Below are 17,065 nucleotides of genomic sequence, written 5' to 3' on the forward strand. Positions count from 1 at the left end.
GGCAAAACCCCGGCTTTTCGGCCGAGGTGAAAAAGGTTAACGATGAATGCATTGGATAAGTTTGCTAAAAATAAATTATCCAATTGCTAACGCCCTTAGAAGGAGCTGCTCGTCCATACATAGGGAAAAGTTATAGAAAAAGCCAGGGGGCATGCACCAGAAAGAAAGCGCGTCAGTAAGAAGAAACCACCTGTGACCCTAAACGCGCTTTTGCTGAAATGTTCGGGCAAGCCCCGCGGAAATCTATAAATTGCCTACTGCCATTCTGTAAGGGCAGCAACAAACAAAAAATATGCTGCTGATTTACAAATAAATTTGCAAAACCGAATACAGGTTTTTGGCTCAGTATGAAGTTGATTACTTTTGCTAAGCCTCACCTAAGCTCCTTTCTCAATGGACGCATACACGTATATCGCCAACGCTGACGCGGCGGCCATCGAAACCCTGTATCAAGCTTACCAGCAAAATCCGGAATCGGTGGATTATGGCTGGCGAAAGTTTTTTGAGGGATTCGACTTCTCTCAGCAGTTTCCGGAAGGGGCGCCCGTGGTGCCCGGCAACGGCAGTAGCACGAACGGCAACGGCGCGGCGACCGCCAAAGCCGCGCCGGCTGGCCCGCAGGCCGCCGACTACGGCGTGTTGCAAACGGCGGCTTCTACCAATAACGCCCCCGCCAGCATCGGCAGCGGCGAGGCGCCGGCCAGCGACAAGGAAACGGCTGTGCGCAACCTTATCCACGCCTACCGCAGCCGCGGCCACCTGCGCGCCAAAACCAACCCGGTGCGCGAGCGCAAAGACCGCAAGCCCCGCCTCGACCTGGCCGATTTCGGCCTGGGCGAAACTGACATGGACACGGTGTTCAAAAACGGCGAGGGTCTGGGCCTCGGCCCGCAGGCCAAGCTACGCGACATTGTGGCGGCGCTGGAGAAGATTTACACCGGCGCCATCGGCTTCGAATATATGTACATCCGCGACCCGCAGGTGCTGGACTGGTTCCGCGAGAAAGTGGAGAAGGACTCGCTGGCTTTTAATCCCGGCGTGGAGTACAAGAAGCGCATCCTGAAGAAGCTGAACGAGGCGGTCGTTTTTGAGAACTTCCTGCACACCAAATTCCTGGGGCAGAAGCGCTTCTCACTCGAAGGTGGCGAAACGACCATTCCCGCGCTGGATGCCATCATCGGCAAAGGTGCCGAGCTGGGTGTGAAGGAAGTGATGATTGGCATGGCCCACCGCGGCCGCCTCAACGTGCTGGCCAACATCATGGGCAAGACCTATGAGCAGATTTTCAGCGAGTTTGAAGGAACGGCGGTGCCCGACCTCACGATGGGCGACGGCGACGTGAAGTACCACATGGGCTACTCGTCAGAAGTAGAAGCCAGCGGCGGCCAGAAGGTGAACCTGAAACTCGCGCCTAATCCCTCGCACCTGGAGGCCGTGAACCCGGTGGTGGAGGGATTCGTGCGGGCTAAAATCGAGCACCAGTACGGCGGCGACTACCACCAGATTCTGCCCATCCTCATCCACGGCGACGCCGCGCTGGCCGGCCAGGGCATTGGCTACGAAGTGACGCAGATGTCGCAGCTGGAAGGCTACAAGACGGGCGGCACCATCCACTTCGTGATTAACAACCAGGTGGGTTTCACCACCGACTTCGAAGACGCCCGCTCGTCGATTTACTCGACGGACTTGGCCAAAATCATTGATGCGCCGGTGGTGCACGTGAACGGCGACGACCCCGAAGCGGTGGTGTTTGCCGTGCAACTGGCCACGGAGTACCGCCAGCAGTTCCACGCCGATATCTTTATTGATATGGTGTGCTACCGCCGCCACGGCCACAACGAGTCGGACGAGCCCAAGTTCACGCAGCCCACGCTCTACAACATCATCTCGAAGCACCAGAACCCGCGCGAGGTGTACAACGCCATGCTGGTGCAGCGCGGCGACGTGGACGCCGAACTGGCCAACCAAATGGACCGCGAGTTCCGCGACACCCTGCAGGCCCGCCTCGACATGGTGAAGCAGCAGCCGCTGCCTTATAAGTACCAGGCCCTGGAAAACGAGTGGCGCAGCCTGCGGCGCTCCACACCCGAGGACTTCGACCAGTCGCCGGAAACCAGCATTTCGGCCGAAGTCGTGGAGAAAGTGGCCAAGGCCCTGACCACGATTCCGGAAGGTTTCAAGCCGATTAAGCAGATTGATAACCTGCTGAAGGAGCGCCGCAAAATGTTCTACGAAACCCGCGTGCTGAACTGGGCCGCCGGCGAATTGCTGGCTTACGGCTCGCTGATGAGCGAGAAGCACATTGTGCGCGTGAGCGGCCAAGACGTGCAGCGCGGCACGTTTTCGCACCGCCACGCCGTGTTGCACGACGCGGAGACTTCCGCGCCTTACAACTCGCTCAACTTCATGGAAGGCGAGCACGAGCAGCTGAGCATCTACAATTCGCTGCTGAGCGAGTACGCGGTGCTGGGCTTTGAATTTGGCTACGCCATGGCCAACCCCACGGCGCTGGTGATTTGGGAAGCCCAGTTCGGCGACTTCGCCAACGGCGCCCAGACCATGATTGACCAGTTTGTGGTAAGCTCCGAGAGCAAGTGGCAGCGCATGAATGGCGTGGTGATGCAGTTGCCCCACGGCTACGAAGGCCAGGGCCCGGAGCACTCCAACGCCCGCCCCGAGCGATTCCTGCAACTGGCAGCTGAGTACAACATCGTGGTGGCCAACATGACCACGCCGGCCAACTTCTTCCACGCCCTGCGCCGCCAGCTCACCTGGAGCTTCCGCAAGCCGCTGGTGGTGATGTCGCCGAAATCGATGCTGCGCCACCCGCTGTGCGTGTCGCCGGTGGAAGAGTTCACCAGCGGCGGCTTCCGCGAAGTGCTCGGCGACACGTTTGCCGAAGCCAAAAAGGTGAAGCGCGTGCTGCTGTGCTCGGGCAAGGTCTACTTCGACCTGCTGGAAGAGCAACGCACCTCGGGCCGCACCGACGTGGCCATTGTGCGCCTGGAGCAGCTGCACCCCTTCCCCAAAAAGCAGCTCGACGCCGAACTGGCCAAGTACCCCAAAGCCAAGCTGTACTGGGTGCAGGAAGAGCCCGAAAACATGGGCTACTGGAACTACATGCTGCGTTTCCTGCGCCGCGAGCTGGAAGACGTGATTGCGCGCAAGCCGTCGGCTTCGCCGGCCACGGGCTACAACAAAATCCACGTGAAGGAGCAAAAGGACCTGGTGGGCCGCGCCTTCGACAAGCCCAAAGAAGCCGTGGCCGACGCCACCATCAAGGAAACGGCAGAAAAGGCCAAAGCCACCGACTGATAACGCTGCCTGATTTCCTTCTTCTTAACTGACTTATTCCAAAACGCCTGCACATGGCCCTTGAAATCAAAATTCCCGCCGTTGGCGAATCCATCACCGAAGTCACCATTGCCAAGTGGCTCAAGCAAGACGGCGACGCCGTGAAGCGCGACGAAGTCATTGCCGAGTTGGAATCGGACAAGGCTACGTTTGAGCTGCCCGCCGAAGCCGATGGCGTGCTGAAAATCCGCGTAGCCGAAGGCGAAACCATCGGCATCGGCACCGTCATTGCTGATTTGGATGGTGCCGCTGCTGGCGGTGCTACTCCCGCAGCGGCTGCACCGGCAGCGCCGGCTGCTGCACCGGCCACTCCGGCTGACCCCGTTTCGAAAGGCGAGGAGAATCCGACGGCTAGCAACCAGTCCGGCTACGGCGGCGCGCCCGCGGGCAATGAAAGCAAAGACCCGGCTACTCCTGGCGCTCCGGCCACTTCGGGTGCTGGCGCGGCTGCCCCGGCGAGCGGCGGCGGTTCCATCGAAATGAAAATTCCGACGGTAGGGGAGTCCATTACGGAAGTGACGGTGGCCAAGTGGCTGAAGCCCGACGGCGCCCAGGTGAGCCGCGACGAGGTGATTGCCGAGCTGGAATCGGACAAGGCCACGTTTGAGTTGCCCGCCGAAGGCAGCGGCACCCTGCGCCACGCCGTGAAGGAAGGCGAAACCATTGCCATCGGCACCGTTATTGCCCGCATCGGAGGCGGCAGCGGTGCGGCAGCTGCGGCGCCAGCGCCGGCTGCTGCGCCCGCCGCCGCTCAGGCTGCGCCGGTTGCGGCCATGGCTTCGCAGTCGGCTGGGGGCGCGGCTACTTATGCCACGGGCGTGCCCTCGCCGGCCGCTGGCAAGATTCTCGACGAGAAAGGCATTGCCGCCAGCAGCGTGAGCGGCACCGGCCGCGACGGCCGCATCACCAAGGAAGACGCGCAGAACGCGCAGGCTCGTCCTGCTGCTCCGGCCCCGGCTGCTGCACCTGCTGCCGCGCCGGCCGCCGCCCAAGCACCAAGCACCACCAACCAAGCACCAACTGCTGGCAGCCGCAACGTGCGCCGCGAGCGCATGAGCAACCTGCGCAAGACGGTGGCCCGCCGCCTGGTGTCGGTGAAGAACGAGACGGCCATGCTCACCACCTTCAACGAGGTGAACATGCAGCCCATCATGGACCTGCGCACCAAGTTCAAAGACAAATTCAAGGAGAAAAACGGCGTGGGCCTCGGCTTCATGTCTTTCTTCACCAAGGCCGTGTGCGTGGCCCTGCAGGAATGGCCTTCGGTGAATGCCCAGATTGACGGCACGGACATCGTTTTCAACGATTTCTGCGACATCAGCATCGCCGTTTCGGCCCCCAAAGGCCTCGTGGTGCCCGTTATCCGCAACGCCGAGCAACTGTCGTTCGATGGCATCGAGAAAGAAGTGGTGCGCCTGGCCACCCTGGCCCGCGACAACAAGCTCACCATCGAGCAAATGACCGGCGGCACGTTCACCATCACCAACGGCGGCGTGTTCGGTTCCATGATGAGCACCCCGATTATTAACGCCCCGCAATCGGCCATTCTGGGCATGCACAACATCGTGCAGCGTCCGATTGCCGAAAACGGTCAGGTCGTAATTCGTCCCATGATGTATTTGGCCCTGAGCTACGACCATCGCATCATCGACGGGCGCGAGTCGGTGAGCTTCCTGGTGCGGGTAAAAGAATTGCTAGAGGACCCCACCCGATTGCTCTTGGGCGTGTAGTCCAATTTTAGGATTTTTAAAAGGCCTGTTCCCGATGTGGGAACAGGCTTTTTTCATTTTAGGACGCTGGAAAAGGCGTTTTACGCGACGAAATAGGTTTTTTACGCGTTTAAAAAAATAACATGAATTGAATTATTAAGCGAAGTAGTATCTTTGGCATTGTTAAGCTTGAAATGTAATAGCTCATGGGAAAATTCATTACTCCGAACTGCCAGGAATGTCCGAACCGGAAGGGCCCGCTGATGGGCTGCTGCCAACTGGAGGAACTGGATTTTATCTCGGGCAGCAAAGTGTCTCAGAGCTACCAGAAGGGGCAACGCATTTTCCAGGAGGGCGCGCCGGCGCAGGGCTTGCACTGCGTGAATCAGGGCAAAATCAAGGTGACCAAGTCGGGCGGCGACGGCAAGGAACAAATCGTACGCCTGGCCAAAGAAGGCGATGTGATGGGCTTCCAGTCGGTGCTCACCGAAACGAAGTACACCACGTCGGCCGTGGCGCTCGAAGACTGCGTGGTCTGCTTCATTCCGCGCGCCGATTTTTTCCGGGTGTGGCAGTCCAACGTGCAGTTTTCCACCTCGCTTATGCAAATGATGGCCAAAGCCCTGGGCGCGGCCGAGGTGCAAATGCTGCACCTGGCCTACAAGCCCGTGCGCGAGCGCCTGGCCGAGGCGCTGCTGCTGCTGTACCACACCTTCCGCAAAGCCGGCGAGGCGTTGCCGTTCAGCATGGCCATTTCCCGCGAAGACCTGGCTTCCCTGGTGGGCACGGCGAAGGAAACGGCCACGCGGCTGCTCTCCGAGTTTAAGGAAGAAGGCATCATTGCCACGCGTGGCAGCCAGGTGACCATTCTGGAACCCAGCGGCCTGAGCAAAATCGCCTCATTGTACGAGTAACAGGTGCGAGGCTGCCACCGGCAACACACTGGGAGGGGCGGAAGCCACACGATTGCAAAGGGTTAATAAGCTATGTCGGGTCGGCATTGGCAGAGGGCGTTTTGCGTCTGGTTCAGGCACAAATCGACAAAAATTATTATTAAATAAATTATAAAATCAAAAAAATGCCCAACTACGAAATTTCACCTTGTTCGGTTTTCGTACTGATGTAAATCATTGTCAAAAGTGACGTAAGTCATTTTTATTAGGTCATTGCATAGCGGAGCTTTGTAATAGAAAATAAGTTCTCGAAACATCTGTTAATGAATGGTTAGTGTGAACAATGAACTAGTGTTTTCTGCCGTTTATTCGAATGGGTATTTATGCTGCTACCGACAAGTTGCCTGCAAGACGCGCTGGCGGTACACCCATTAAAGTGGGAAGCGCCGCCCTCGACACTTCTGAAATTAGTCTTGTTAAAGTTAAAAAAGTAATAAAACAAACGCTTGCTCAGTTGCCAGCCCTCACCACCGTGGCGGTGGTAGAAGTGGCTACTGGAAACTGCCTGGCACACGTCAGCCGGTTGCGGGGCTTCGACCCTGCAACGGTGGCCGCCCACCACGCCGAAACGGTGCGCCAACAGCAGCAAGCCCTGGCCGCGCTGCCGGGGCGGGCCGGGCGCCTCGACGACATCCTTATCCCGCTACGAAAACAATTACACCTGATTCGAGTGGCCAGAAACGGCCGGTGGTTCGTGTATCTGGCCGTGCAGGCGCAGGACACCAGCCTGGCCCTGGCCCGTGAAGTGTTGAAATCAATAATTGTCTGATAACTAACCCATAACTCATTCAAATTTTTATTCTCCCAATGGCTTACTCAACCAATTCCCCCGCCGGCAAAGTAGTACAAGACGTGTTGGACAACCTCCCGGGCCTGGTGGCCGTGGCGGTGGTCGACATCACCTCGGGCATGGCCCTGGCCTCGCACTCCAACTCGCCCAACATCAACCCCGAAACCGCTGCCGCTTACAATACGGAAGTGGTGAAGCAGAAGCAGAAGGCCATGTCGGCCCTCAAGCTCACGGGCGAGAATATCGAGGACATCCTCATCACCCTCACCAACCAGTTGCACCTCATCAAGCTGGCCGGCAACAAATTCATTTACCTGGCGGTGAACGCGCGCGAAACCAATCTGGCCATTGCCCGCGAAGTGCTGCGCTCGAGCGCCGAAAACCTGAACTAGTGCCGGCGACGGCCCCGCGGCCGTTACCCCAATACACCGCCGCCGCGCCTGGCTGCCTGCGGGCAGCGGGTGCGGCGCCAGCCGGGACTGCCCACCCCGCGCCCCATGAAAATTCCTTTTCTCAAGCAGTTGCAGCGTTTGGCCGGCCCGGTGGCCCACGAAGTGGAACTGACCGCCACCGGCCCGGAAAGCACCCGGATCGAACAAGCCATTCGTTTTCTGCTCAGCGAGTTGCCCGACTTGCTGATGGCGGCGGTGGTGGACGTGAGTAGCGGCAAACCGCTGGCCACCTACACCACCGACCGCGACCTGCGGCCGGGCGCAGTGGCCGGCTTCAACGCCGAGGCGGTGCGGCAGGTGCAGGCCTCGCTCCGGGCGCACGGCACGCCGCAGGAGCAGGTGGCGGAAATGCTGTTCACGCTGCGCTCGCAGCTGCATTTGCTGCGGCTGGTGCCTTCGGAGCGGCTGTTCGTGTACCTGGCCGTGGACTCGCGCGACACCAACCTGGCCATTGCCCGCGAGGTGATGCGCAACGGCATCGCGCTGCTGGAGCCGCAATTGCAGACAAAGTAAGAAGCAAGCACAAGTAACGAGAACATGCCGGCCTTTCCAGTAGCATCCGGCGCCCAGGCTGCCCCCAACTTACTCAATACGGACTGCTGGACAAGGCCCGTGGCTGGCCGGTAAAGCCACAAAACTCATTTTCTCACCCATTTTTTCTGTCAACCTGATGAAGCTTACCGCTACTCCCTTCGACCCGCAGACCGGCGAATTGCTGCCGGTGTACCGCGATGCCTACCTGCGCGGCGACCTGGCCCGTGCCTCGGCCCGCGCCGTGGAGGCCTACCTCCGCAACGACGCCACCCAGGCCCACACCACCGTCACGCGTTGGCACGAACTGACCACCCTGGAGGCCGAAGAAGCCGCCCCCACCACGTGGGTGCAGAAGCAAATGCTCTTCATCCGGGAGCAGCCGCAGCGTTTCCGTCGCCGCGCGTTCTCGATGGTGGGCGTGGCCGCACTGGTGGCCGGCGTGTCGATGGCCGGCACCCGCCTGCCTTCGCACAGCGCGCCCGCCGTGCCGGTTTCGCTGCCGGAAATGACGTCGCTGGCCGCCGCCAGCACCGCGGCCGCCGAAGCCGCTACCGAGGCCAGCGCCACCCGCATGATGACCGTGAGCGGCCGCATTCTTGACGAAGCCGGCCAGCCCCTGGTGGGCGCCACCGTGCTGCACAAAGGCACCAGCCGGGGCGCCAGCACCGACGCCAACGGCAACTACAGCCTGCGCCTGCCGGCCGCTGCGGCTGCCACCGCCACGCTGCAATACGGCTACGCCGGCTACCACGACCAGGAACTGAAAGCCACCGAGGCGTCGGCCCAGGGCGTGACCCTGCAGCCCCGCGCCAAGCGCAAGCACTGGCTGTTTTTCTAACCCCGGGCCCGCACGGCCCACCCGAGTTATCTTATTTCAGTGAAAGCGAGGACCTACCGTAAGCACGTCGCGAATAAGCTCAAAGAATCTTCTCCCAATCCCCCTTCCCCAACCGCCGATATTATGGCCTACTCTACAAACACTCCTGCCGGAAAGGCAGTCGAAGCAATTATCAACGATTTGCCGGGCCTGGTGGCCGTGGCGGTGGTCGACGTCAACTCGGGCATGGCTCTGGCCTCGCACTCCAACTCGCCGAGCGTCAACCCCGAAACGGCCGCCGCTTACAACACCGAGGTGGTGAAGCAGAAGCAGAAGGCCATGTCGGCCCTCAAGCTCACGGGCGAGAAGATTGAGGACATCCTCATCACCCTCACCAACCAGCTGCACCTCATCAAGCTGAATGCGGCCGGCAACAAATTCTTGTACCTGGCCGTGAACGCGCGCGAAACCAACCTGGCCATTGCCCGCGAAGTGCTGCGCACGCACGCCGAAGAAATTAACTAGGCACTACAGGTGCTTTTAATGCCCACGAAAAAGCCCGTCCAACATTGGACGGGCCTTTTTTTGTTGTGAGAAAATGTAGCACCGATTTATTCCGGCGCTACGCGGGGCTCCTCGTCGGGCGCAAAATCATCGAGCGAAAACTCGTCGGGCTCCGATTGTCCGCGCCGCGTTGTTTTTCAACTCTATTTCGTGGGTCGCGTTAAGCAATTTTTACCTATGAATTCCATGAAATCAACCTTCTCCAGAAAATCGACATCGACTAGACCGCGCGCTGCCAAGTTCTGGCCGGCCGTGGGCTTTGCCACGCTGGCCGGCATGCGCAGCATGAGCGCCCCGGCGTTTCTGAGTCATTTCCTGTCGCGTCAGCCTGAAAGCGGCTTGGCCGGCTCGCCCCTGCGCCTAGTGCAGAAACCCTTTGCCGCGCGCTTGCTGAAGCTGGCGGCGGCCGGCGAAATGGTGGCCGATAAGCTGCCCAACACGCCCGACCGCATTGCCCTGCCCGTGATGACAGGACGGTTGCTTTCCGGGGCGCTGGTGGGCGCGGCCTGGTACAAATCGCGCCACGGCAGCGCCTTGGGCGGTGGTCTTTTGGGGGCAGCGGTAGCGTTTGCATCCACCATCGTGAGCTATGCCCTGCGCACGGGCATCAGCGAAAAATCGGGCGTGCCCATTGCGCTGGTGGGCGTGGGCGAAGACGCCCTGGTGCTGGCCGGCGGAAAGGCATTGATTGCAGCCCGGCTACCGGCGAGTGGCACCCGCTGTAGCGTGGACGCTGCGAGTCCGCGCTACAGCAGCGACAGCGGATTGGGGTTCATGCGGTGCTCAAACATGGCCCCGATGCTCTGGGCTCGTGCTTTGGCATCCGCGGCTTTGGGGCCCGAGAAAAGTTCGTCGACGCTGGCCGTAAACAGCGCCAGCCACCGCCGGAAATGTTCGCCTTTGATGGGCAGCGGGAAGTGTTTGGCCATGGGCCGGCCTTTGTAGCGGCTGGTGCCCAGCAGCACGCTGCTCCAGAAATCGTACATGGTGGGCAGGTGGTGGGCCCAGTCTACCTGCGCCACGTCGTTGAAAATGGGGCGCAGCAGCCCGTCCTCGTTCACGCGGGCATAAAATGCGTCGACCAGCCGAACGATATCGGCTTCGGTTTCCAGGTCGGGGAAGGGCGGGGGATTCATGGCTGAAAAAGGGGATGGGTCGGCAGTTTTGTTCCGCGAATGGCGTCAGGCTTTTTGTCTTCCGCCCAGCACCACCAGCACCACGGCCAGCACAATGAGCGCGGCGCCGCCCAGCATTTGCGGGTTTAGCACCTCGCCGGCAAAGGCCCAGCCGAGCAGCACGGCCACCACCGGATTCACGAAGGCATACGTGCCGGCCAGGGCCGGCTCCACGGCGCGCAGCAGCCAGATGTAGGCCGTAAAGGCCACAATGGAGCCAAACGTGACCAGATACGCATACGCCCACCACGACTTGGCGGTGACTTGGGCCAGCGCAAACCCGGCCGCTTCGCCTTTCGCCAGGCCCACCACCAGCATGGCCACGCCGCCGCACAGCATCTGCATGCCGCCGGAGAGAAAGGGCGACGGCGCGGGCCGGTGGTTCTTGGCGTAGAGCGAGCCGACGGCCCACACCAGCGAGGCCAGCAGCACCGCCCCTACGCCCAGGGCCGTGTGGCCGGGCGCTTTTACGGCCGCGGCCCGGGTGTGGGCCACCAGCAAATACATGCCCGCCATGCCCGCCACCAGCCCCAGGGCCACCGCCTTGCCGGGGCGGGGCGAAATGCCGCTCAGCCACCCCAGCACCGCCAGAAACATGGGCACCGTGGCCACCAGCAGCGCCGTGATGCTGCTGGGCAGGTACACCACGCCCAGCGTGGTGCCGCCGTTGCCGAAGCCCAGCAAACACACCCCAATCACGACCGCGAAGCCCCACCCTTGCCAACTGGGCGCGGGCTCGCCGCGCCCGCGCATGAACCCGTAAAGCAATCCGCCCGCCAGCGCGTAGCGCGTGCCGGCCATGAGCAGCGGCGGCATGCTGGCCACGGCAAACTTCATCACCAGATAAGTGGAGCCCCAAATGAGGTAAACCAGCGCAAAGGCCGTGAGCAGCGCGGCCCGCGACTGCGCGGCCGGAGTAGAGTCGGACATGAAAAGGGAGAAAGCGGGGCAAAGCTACGGCTGGCCCACCCTGTCATCCTGAGCGCAGCGAAGGACCTTCTCACGCTTGGACAGCCGTTGTTCAATCGGGAGAAGGTCCTTCGCTGCGCTCAGGATGACAAAAACGACGAATGGAAGCGTTGCCCGTTGTTGTTTTGTGCTATGAAGAACAACCTCCTGTTGCTGCTTTTGCTACTGCTTGGCGCACTACGCCCGGCCACCGCGCAACTCCTGCAACCCAAACCCGCCTTTACCCGCGCCGACTCGCTGCGCGGGGGCAACGGCCCGCTGCGCACCTGCTACGACCTCAACTACTACCACCTCGACGTGCGGCTGGACCCGGCCAAGCGGTTCCTCAGCGGCACGAACCTCTTCCGCTTCACGGCCACGCGGGATTTCACGCGGCTGCAGTTCGACCTTTTTGCTAATCTGACGGTGGAAAAAGTGCTGTATCAGGGCCGGGAAGTGCCGTTTGCCCGCGAGGCCAACGCCGTGTTCGTCACCTTCCCAAAACCCATTGGCCAAGGCCGCCGCGACGAGTTCACGGTGCAGTATTCCGGCACCCCCATCGTGGCCAAAAAAGCCCCCTGGGACGGCGGCCTGGTGTTCACCCGGGATGCCGCCGGCAAGCCCTGGGTGGCCAGCGCCTGCCAGGGCGTGGGCGCCAGCATCTGGTGGCCTTGCAAAGACCAGCAGGCCGATGAAGTCGACTCCATGCTCATCAGCGTGAGCGTGCCCGCTGGGCTGAAGGACGTGTCGAACGGCCGCCTGCGCAAAACCACTAGGCTGAAAGACGGCTACACCCGCTTCGACTGGGCCGTGCGCAACCCCATCAACAACTACGACGTGGCCCTGAACGTGGGCGACTTTCAGCATTTCTCCGACACCTATCAGGGCGAAAAAGGCCCGCTCACGCTCGACTACTGGGTATTGCCCGAAAATGTGGCCAAAGCCAAAAAGCAGTTCAGCGACAACGTGAAGCCCATGCTGAAATCGATGGAGCACTGGTTTGGGCCCTACCCGTGGTACCCCGATGGCTACAAGCTGGTGGACGCCCCGCACCTGGGCATGGAGCACCAGAGTGCAGTGGCCTACGGCAACAAGTACCAGAACGGCTACCTCGGCCGCGACCGCAGCAACACCGGCTGGGGCCTGAAATGGGACTTCATCGTCATCCACGAGAGCGGGCACGAGTGGTTCGGCAACAACATCACCACCAAAGACATTGCCGACATGTGGGTGCACGAAAGCTTCACTACCTATTCCGAAGCCCTGTTTGTGGAAAGCCAGTTTGGCAAACCTGCCGGCCAGGAATACCTGCACGGCCAGCGCCGCAACATCCAGAACGACGGGCCCATCGTCGGCCCGTACGGCGTGAACCAGGAAGGCTCCGGCGACATGTACGACAAGGGCAGCGCCATGCTCAATACCATCCGCACCGTGTTGAATAACGACGAGAAGTGGCGCCAAATCCTGCGCGGCCTCTCCAGCACCTTCTACCACCAAACCGTGACCGGCCAGCAGGTGATGGACTACCTCAACCGCGAAAGCGGTCAGGATTTCACCAAAGTCTTCGACCAGTACCTGCGCCACGCCAGCCTGCCCACCCTGGAAATTCGCTTTGAAAACGGCAAAACCCTGGCCCGCTGGGTGAGCGAAGTGCCCAAATTCGACATGCCCGTGCGCGTGCGGGTGAAGGGCAGCGAGTACCAACTCATCAAGCCCACTGCCCGCTTCACCGAGATAAAGGAGCTGGCCGGCGCTACCAAAGAAACGCTGGAAGTCGACACGTTCAACTTCTACATCGGTGTGCTGGTTGATTGATGTAGCGTGGACGCTGCGAGGTCGCGCCGGGGCGATATGGCCCTGACGATGCGCGGACTCGCAGCGTCCCCGCTACAAAAAAGCCGCACTCGCACACTTCCGGCCGTACCTTCGCGGCGCGAATTATCACCGAACTTCCGGCTCATGAATCAATACGACGTCACCGTCATCGGCTCCGGCCCCGGCGGCTATGTAGCGGCCATCCGTTGCGCCCAGCTCGGCCTCAAAACGGCCATCATCGAGAAATACCCCACCCTGGGCGGCACCTGCCTCAACGTGGGCTGCATCCCCAGCAAGGCCCTGCTCGACTCGTCGGAGCACTACCACAACGCCCACTCGGCCTTCGCCGACCACGGCATCGGCCTCGACAACCTGCGCGTCGACATGAACCGCATGATTGACCGCAAGGCCGGCGTGGTGAAGGCCAACGTGGACGGCATTTCCTACCTGATGAAGAAGAACAAAATCGACGTCATCACCGGCGTGGGTTCGTTCGTGGATAAAAATCACATCAGCATCGTGCCCCGCGAAGGCGGCGAAGCCCAGCAGATTGAAACCAAGAACGTCATCATCGCCACCGGCTCCAAGCCCACGGTGCTGCCGTTCATCGCGCAAGACAAGGAGCGCATCATCACCAGCACCGAGGCCCTGAACATCCGCGAAGTGCCCAAGCACCTGATTGTGATTGGCGGCGGCGTCATCGGCCTCGAAATGGCCTCGGTGTACGCCCGCCTCGGCGCCAAAGTGTCGGTGGTGGAGTTCATGGACAGCATCATCCCGACCATGGACCGCGGCCTGGGCAAGGAACTGAAGCGCGTGCTGGGCAAAATCGGCATCGAATTCTTCTTCTCGCACAAGGTGACCGGCGCCACCCGCGACGGCGACAACGTGACCGTGACGGCCACCAATGCCAAGGGCGAGGAAGTGAAATTTGAAGGAGATTACTGCCTCGTGGCCGTGGGCCGCGTGCCCTACACCGCCGGCCTCAACCTGGAAGCCGCCGGCGTGCAGATGGAAGAGCGCGGCCGCATCAAGGTCGACGAGCACCTGCAAACCAACGTGCCCGGCATCTACGCCATCGGCGACGTCATTCGCGGCGCCATGCTGGCCCACAAGGCCGAGGAAGAAGGCGTGTTCGTGGCCGAAACCATCGTGGGCCAGAAGCCGCACATCAACTACCTGCTCATCCCCGGCGTGGTGTACACCTGGCCCGAAGTGGCGGGCGTGGGCTACACCGAGGAGCAGCTCAAGGAGCAGGGCAAGGCCTACAAAGTGGGCTCCTTCCCCTTCAAAGCCAGCGGCCGGGCCCGCGCCAGCGGCGACACCGACGGCTTCGTGAAGGTGCTGGCCGACAAAACCACCGACGAAATCCTGGGCGTGCACATGATTGGCCCGCGCATCGCCGACCTCATCGCCGAAGCCGTGACCGCCATGGAGTTCCGCGCCTCCGCCGAGGACGTGGCCCGCATGAGCCACTCGCACCCTACTTACGCCGAGGCCATGAAAGAGGCCTGCCTGGCCGCTACCGAGAACCGAGCAATTCATATGTAAGTATGCACTTGTAGTAGAAACTGAAAGGAGCTGAAGCCGCTATGGCTTCAGCTCCTTTTGCTTTTAACCCATACCTTGTCCTCTACTATGACGCGCTCATGCATCTTGTTACTGGTTGTGCTGGTGCATGGTATCAGCATGTATGAGGCGGCGGCACAGGTCCGGCTAGGAGGTACAAAGCCGCAAAAGCGGGCGGTGCCAGCGTACACGAAAGGCAAAACGGGCCGGGCACCTGTAGCATCCAAGCCCACTATACTGCCGGCGCACGAGATGCAATTCAGCCGCGTGAGGGCTTTCAAGGATTTGTCAGCGAGCTACCGGGATAGCCTATTGGCCTCCCCCCGATTATTTTGGTTAACAACAGGCAGCTTATTGTTTCGCCGACTGCCCACCGACACCGTATTCTTTCTAACTGCGCTAGAACCACCTCCTTTTCCTTTCAATGAAGACTATTTTATCGAGGGAAATATGTGCCTCTTGCTTCAAGACCTGAACCACGATGGTGTACCGGAAGCCTTAGTGGGTTTTTGGCGGGGCGGAAACTCCGGTCACATTAGCCGCGTGGCAGTCAACCTCATCGACGTAAGCGGTACGCCACGACTGTTGTTGAGTGCGGTAATTCAAATAAAAGATGAGGGCTGGGCGACGGACTCCGACAATCCTGATTCTGGCGATAAGTTTTTTTTTGCCTCTGGGTGGGAGCGGTCAGTAAATTTAGGGAAAGAGGATATTCGTGCCCTATTAGAACTTGGCTATAATGATGGTTTAGTCAAAGAAATAAAACCGCTGACTGCCACGCCCTACCTTCGGATTGGCAGCCTGATTCACCATAGCTATGAAAATCATTATAAAAGCGTAATAACGCCTCTTACCCCCGGCCGCTACCAGTACCGGGATGGCCACTTGGTTTGGGTGGGGAAGTAACTTAGTTGCAACAGGAACTGAAAGCGGCTGAAGCTCCCGTAGCTTCAGCCGCTTTCAGTTGTTCTAAAACAGCTTATTTGCTCGCACGGTATGCCGTAAGCCGGGTAGTAAGTAGTGCCAGCAGCTCGGGGTACGAGTATTCCAGGGCGTTGGCTGATATGTTTATGGGTGAGCCGTACGATTTGAAGTTGGTGTTCATGAGTTGGCGCTTGAAGGGGTTGGGTTGGCGGCTGATGTAGGCTTCGGGGTCGCGCAGCATTACCATCACCATCTTCTGGCCCATCAGCTCCAGCTCGCGGATGCCCGCTACATCGGCCCAGGGAATGAGCCCGCCCACCAGGCCGCTGGCGTTGTCAACCAAACCCTCGGCCGTGACAACCAGTCCGGGGTTAGGGTCGCGCATTTTTTTAAGGACAAAAAACGCCAATATGCCGAAGAAGGTCAGGGCCAGCAGGCCAAACGCCCGTATCCAACCAGGCGTGTGCAGAAAAGGGTTGCCCAGCCAATCGGTGGGCCGCAGGCTAAACCACAGGCCCAGTGCCATAAACACGAACGCGCCAAGCAGCGAGTAAGTCAGCTTGCGCTTGCTGAGGGCGATGCTGACAGGGGAGGAAACGGGCATAAGAAATGGCGGGTAATTGTAAAACAAATGTGGCGATGCACTGAAAGCTACTAGAGCGCTGTATTGGGCCGGGTCAGGTCCAGCACGTCGCCGATGCCGTACTCGTCGAATTTGTCGAGCAGCGCATCCACGCCCTGCTCCATTTTCAACGCCATTTCTTCGCGGTAGATGGGGCAGAGGGTGTAGAACTGCACCGTCTTTTCGGGGCTGATGACCAGGGTCTGAAATTCTTCGGGCAAGCTGAGGGCCGTGAGCACCAGCATGCAGCCCAGCTCGGTTTCGTCCGAAAAAGGCGCGGCCTCCTCGCCATTCGGGATGGTGTGGCCGAAGCCCAGCCAGGTGCCGTGCTCGTGTGGCAGGCGGGCCAGCATTTTCAGCCAGCGGATGGGCCAGTACACGTTTTCGTCTTGGAAGGCTTCGGCTACGTCGGCCGGGTCCTGCGGAATGTTCCAGGTGCTGGGCAGCAGAATGCAGAGCTCGGCGTAGGGCGGGGCTTCGGCGGCGGGGGCGCCGGGCGGCACGTGCATGGGCCGGTCGCTCATGCCCGAGGTGATGAGGGCGTAGAAGGGGAAGTCGGCGCTGGGCGCCACCACGTGCACGTCGAGGTGCACCTTGTCGGAAATGATTTCGTGGTACACGCCTTTCACCGGCCCCAGGTGGCGCTCGATGTGGTCGGAAACGGCCGTGATGGTGGTTTCGTCGCCGCTGGCCAGCTCAAACGGGGCGGGCTCGACGTCGTCGTAGCGGTAAATGGGCGCGCCCGCGGGCGTGAGTTCCGGCTCGTCCGGGCCGGAGTGAGTGGGGGAGGTGGGGGTGTCAGCCATAAGCAGGCTATACGGTCCGGGTTTGCCGCGGGG

15 protein-coding genes are annotated in these 17,065 nt (G+C 60.5%); 11 read left to right on the top strand and 4 right to left on the bottom strand.

The genetic code is table 11. The features are described from left to right. Positions 1 to 393: 393 nt before the first annotated feature. From I2H31_RS00805 to I2H31_RS00840, 8 genes are all read left to right on the top strand, one after another. Entirely contained in the window at positions 394 to 3,315 is a 2,922-nt protein-coding gene (locus tag I2H31_RS00805) for a 2-oxoglutarate dehydrogenase E1 component (RefSeq protein WP_196291095.1), read from the top strand. Between the two features lie 53 nt (positions 3,316 to 3,368). After that, on the top strand, positions 3,369 to 5,084 hold the full coding sequence (gene odhB, locus I2H31_RS00810) for a 2-oxoglutarate dehydrogenase complex dihydrolipoyllysine-residue succinyltransferase (RefSeq protein ID WP_196291096.1): 1,716 nt from the start codon (positions 3,369 to 3,371) through the stop codon (positions 5,082 to 5,084). A 185-nt stretch (positions 5,085 to 5,269) separates the two neighbouring features. Then, positions 5,270 to 5,977 (top strand): Crp/Fnr family transcriptional regulator, encoded by a 708-nt coding sequence (locus I2H31_RS00815; RefSeq protein ID WP_196291097.1) that lies wholly within the window; start codon positions 5,270 to 5,272, stop codon positions 5,975 to 5,977. A gap of 352 nt (positions 5,978 to 6,329) precedes the next feature. Continuing rightward, entirely contained in the window at positions 6,330 to 6,785 is a 456-nt protein-coding gene (locus I2H31_RS00820) for a hypothetical protein (protein ID WP_196291098.1), read from the top strand. A 38-nt stretch (positions 6,786 to 6,823) separates the two neighbouring features. Beyond that, a complete protein-coding gene (locus I2H31_RS00825) occupies positions 6,824 to 7,198 on the top strand; it encodes a roadblock/LC7 domain-containing protein (RefSeq protein ID WP_196291099.1) in 375 nt (124 codons plus the stop codon). A 105-nt stretch (positions 7,199 to 7,303) separates the two neighbouring features. Continuing rightward, a complete protein-coding gene (locus I2H31_RS00830) occupies positions 7,304 to 7,771 on the top strand; it encodes a hypothetical protein (protein ID WP_196291100.1) in 468 nt (155 codons plus the stop codon). A gap of 157 nt (positions 7,772 to 7,928) precedes the next feature. Next, the gene (locus I2H31_RS00835; protein WP_196291101.1) at positions 7,929 to 8,630 is read left to right on the top strand and encodes a carboxypeptidase-like regulatory domain-containing protein; all 702 of its coding nucleotides are present in this window, start codon (positions 7,929 to 7,931) and stop codon (positions 8,628 to 8,630) included. 123 nt (positions 8,631 to 8,753) lie between these two features. After that, positions 8,754 to 9,134, top strand: coding sequence for a hypothetical protein (locus I2H31_RS00840; protein WP_196291102.1), 381 nt, complete (start codon positions 8,754 to 8,756; stop codon positions 9,132 to 9,134). 785 nt (positions 9,135 to 9,919) lie between these two features. Here I2H31_RS00840 and I2H31_RS00845 read toward each other — a convergent pair. Continuing rightward, positions 9,920 to 10,309, bottom strand: coding sequence for a group III truncated hemoglobin (locus I2H31_RS00845; protein WP_196291103.1), 390 nt, complete (start codon positions 10,307 to 10,309; stop codon positions 9,920 to 9,922). A 45-nt stretch (positions 10,310 to 10,354) separates the two neighbouring features. Further along, positions 10,355 to 11,278 (bottom strand): EamA family transporter, encoded by a 924-nt coding sequence (locus tag I2H31_RS00850; protein WP_196291104.1) that lies wholly within the window; start codon positions 11,276 to 11,278, stop codon positions 10,355 to 10,357. 171 nt (positions 11,279 to 11,449) lie between these two features. Between I2H31_RS00850 and I2H31_RS00855 the strand changes: the two genes are divergently transcribed. From I2H31_RS00855 to I2H31_RS00865, 3 genes are all read left to right on the top strand, one after another. Further along, on the top strand, positions 11,450 to 13,111 hold the full coding sequence (locus I2H31_RS00855; protein WP_196291105.1) for a M1 family metallopeptidase: 1,662 nt from the start codon (positions 11,450 to 11,452) through the stop codon (positions 13,109 to 13,111). 144 nt (positions 13,112 to 13,255) lie between these two features. Continuing rightward, entirely contained in the window at positions 13,256 to 14,662 is a 1,407-nt protein-coding gene (gene lpdA, locus I2H31_RS00860; RefSeq protein WP_196291106.1) for a dihydrolipoyl dehydrogenase, read from the top strand. Between the two features lie 75 nt (positions 14,663 to 14,737). Next, positions 14,738 to 15,586 carry a hypothetical protein gene (locus I2H31_RS00865; RefSeq protein WP_196291107.1) on the top strand — a complete coding sequence of 283 codons (849 nt, stop codon included), beginning with the start codon at positions 14,738 to 14,740 and terminating at the stop codon, positions 15,584 to 15,586. A 73-nt stretch (positions 15,587 to 15,659) separates the two neighbouring features. On the opposite strand, the gene I2H31_RS00870 is transcribed toward I2H31_RS00865, so the two are convergent. Then, entirely contained in the window at positions 15,660 to 16,208 is a 549-nt protein-coding gene (locus I2H31_RS00870; RefSeq protein WP_196291108.1) for an STM3941 family protein, read from the bottom strand. A gap of 50 nt (positions 16,209 to 16,258) precedes the next feature. Then, complete coding sequence (locus I2H31_RS00875) at positions 16,259 to 17,032, bottom strand: suppressor of fused domain protein (RefSeq protein ID WP_196291109.1); 774 nt, start codon at positions 17,030 to 17,032, stop codon at positions 16,259 to 16,261. Between the last annotated feature and the right edge of the window lie 33 nt (positions 17,033 to 17,065).

The sequence above is a fragment of the Hymenobacter ruricola genome (genome assembly GCF_015694525.1).
GTDB lineage: Bacteria > Bacteroidota > Bacteroidia > Cytophagales > Hymenobacteraceae > Hymenobacter > Hymenobacter ruricola.

Coding starts and splice junctions, on each gene's coding strand:
- I2H31_RS00805 (WP_196291095.1), top strand. CDS start 394: ATGGACGCATACACGTATATCGCCAACGCTGACGCGGCGGCCATCGAA.
- odhB (WP_196291096.1), top strand. CDS start 3,369: ATGGCCCTTGAAATCAAAATTCCCGCCGTTGGCGAATCCATCACCGAA.
- I2H31_RS00815 (WP_196291097.1), top strand. CDS start 5,270: ATGGGAAAATTCATTACTCCGAACTGCCAGGAATGTCCGAACCGGAAG.
- I2H31_RS00820 (WP_196291098.1), top strand. CDS start 6,330: ATGGGTATTTATGCTGCTACCGACAAGTTGCCTGCAAGACGCGCTGGC.
- I2H31_RS00825 (WP_196291099.1), top strand. CDS start 6,824: ATGGCTTACTCAACCAATTCCCCCGCCGGCAAAGTAGTACAAGACGTG.
- I2H31_RS00830 (WP_196291100.1), top strand. CDS start 7,304: ATGAAAATTCCTTTTCTCAAGCAGTTGCAGCGTTTGGCCGGCCCGGTG.
- I2H31_RS00835 (WP_196291101.1), top strand. CDS start 7,929: ATGAAGCTTACCGCTACTCCCTTCGACCCGCAGACCGGCGAATTGCTG.
- I2H31_RS00840 (WP_196291102.1), top strand. CDS start 8,754: ATGGCCTACTCTACAAACACTCCTGCCGGAAAGGCAGTCGAAGCAATT.
- I2H31_RS00845 (WP_196291103.1), bottom strand. CDS start 10,309: ATGAATCCCCCGCCCTTCCCCGACCTGGAAACCGAAGCCGATATCGTT.
- I2H31_RS00850 (WP_196291104.1), bottom strand. CDS start 11,278: ATGTCCGACTCTACTCCGGCCGCGCAGTCGCGGGCCGCGCTGCTCACG.
- I2H31_RS00855 (WP_196291105.1), top strand. CDS start 11,450: ATGAAGAACAACCTCCTGTTGCTGCTTTTGCTACTGCTTGGCGCACTA.
- lpdA (WP_196291106.1), top strand. CDS start 13,256: ATGAATCAATACGACGTCACCGTCATCGGCTCCGGCCCCGGCGGCTAT.
- I2H31_RS00870 (WP_196291108.1), bottom strand. CDS start 16,208: ATGCCCGTTTCCTCCCCTGTCAGCATCGCCCTCAGCAAGCGCAAGCTG.
- I2H31_RS00875 (WP_196291109.1), bottom strand. CDS start 17,032: ATGGCTGACACCCCCACCTCCCCCACTCACTCCGGCCCGGACGAGCCG.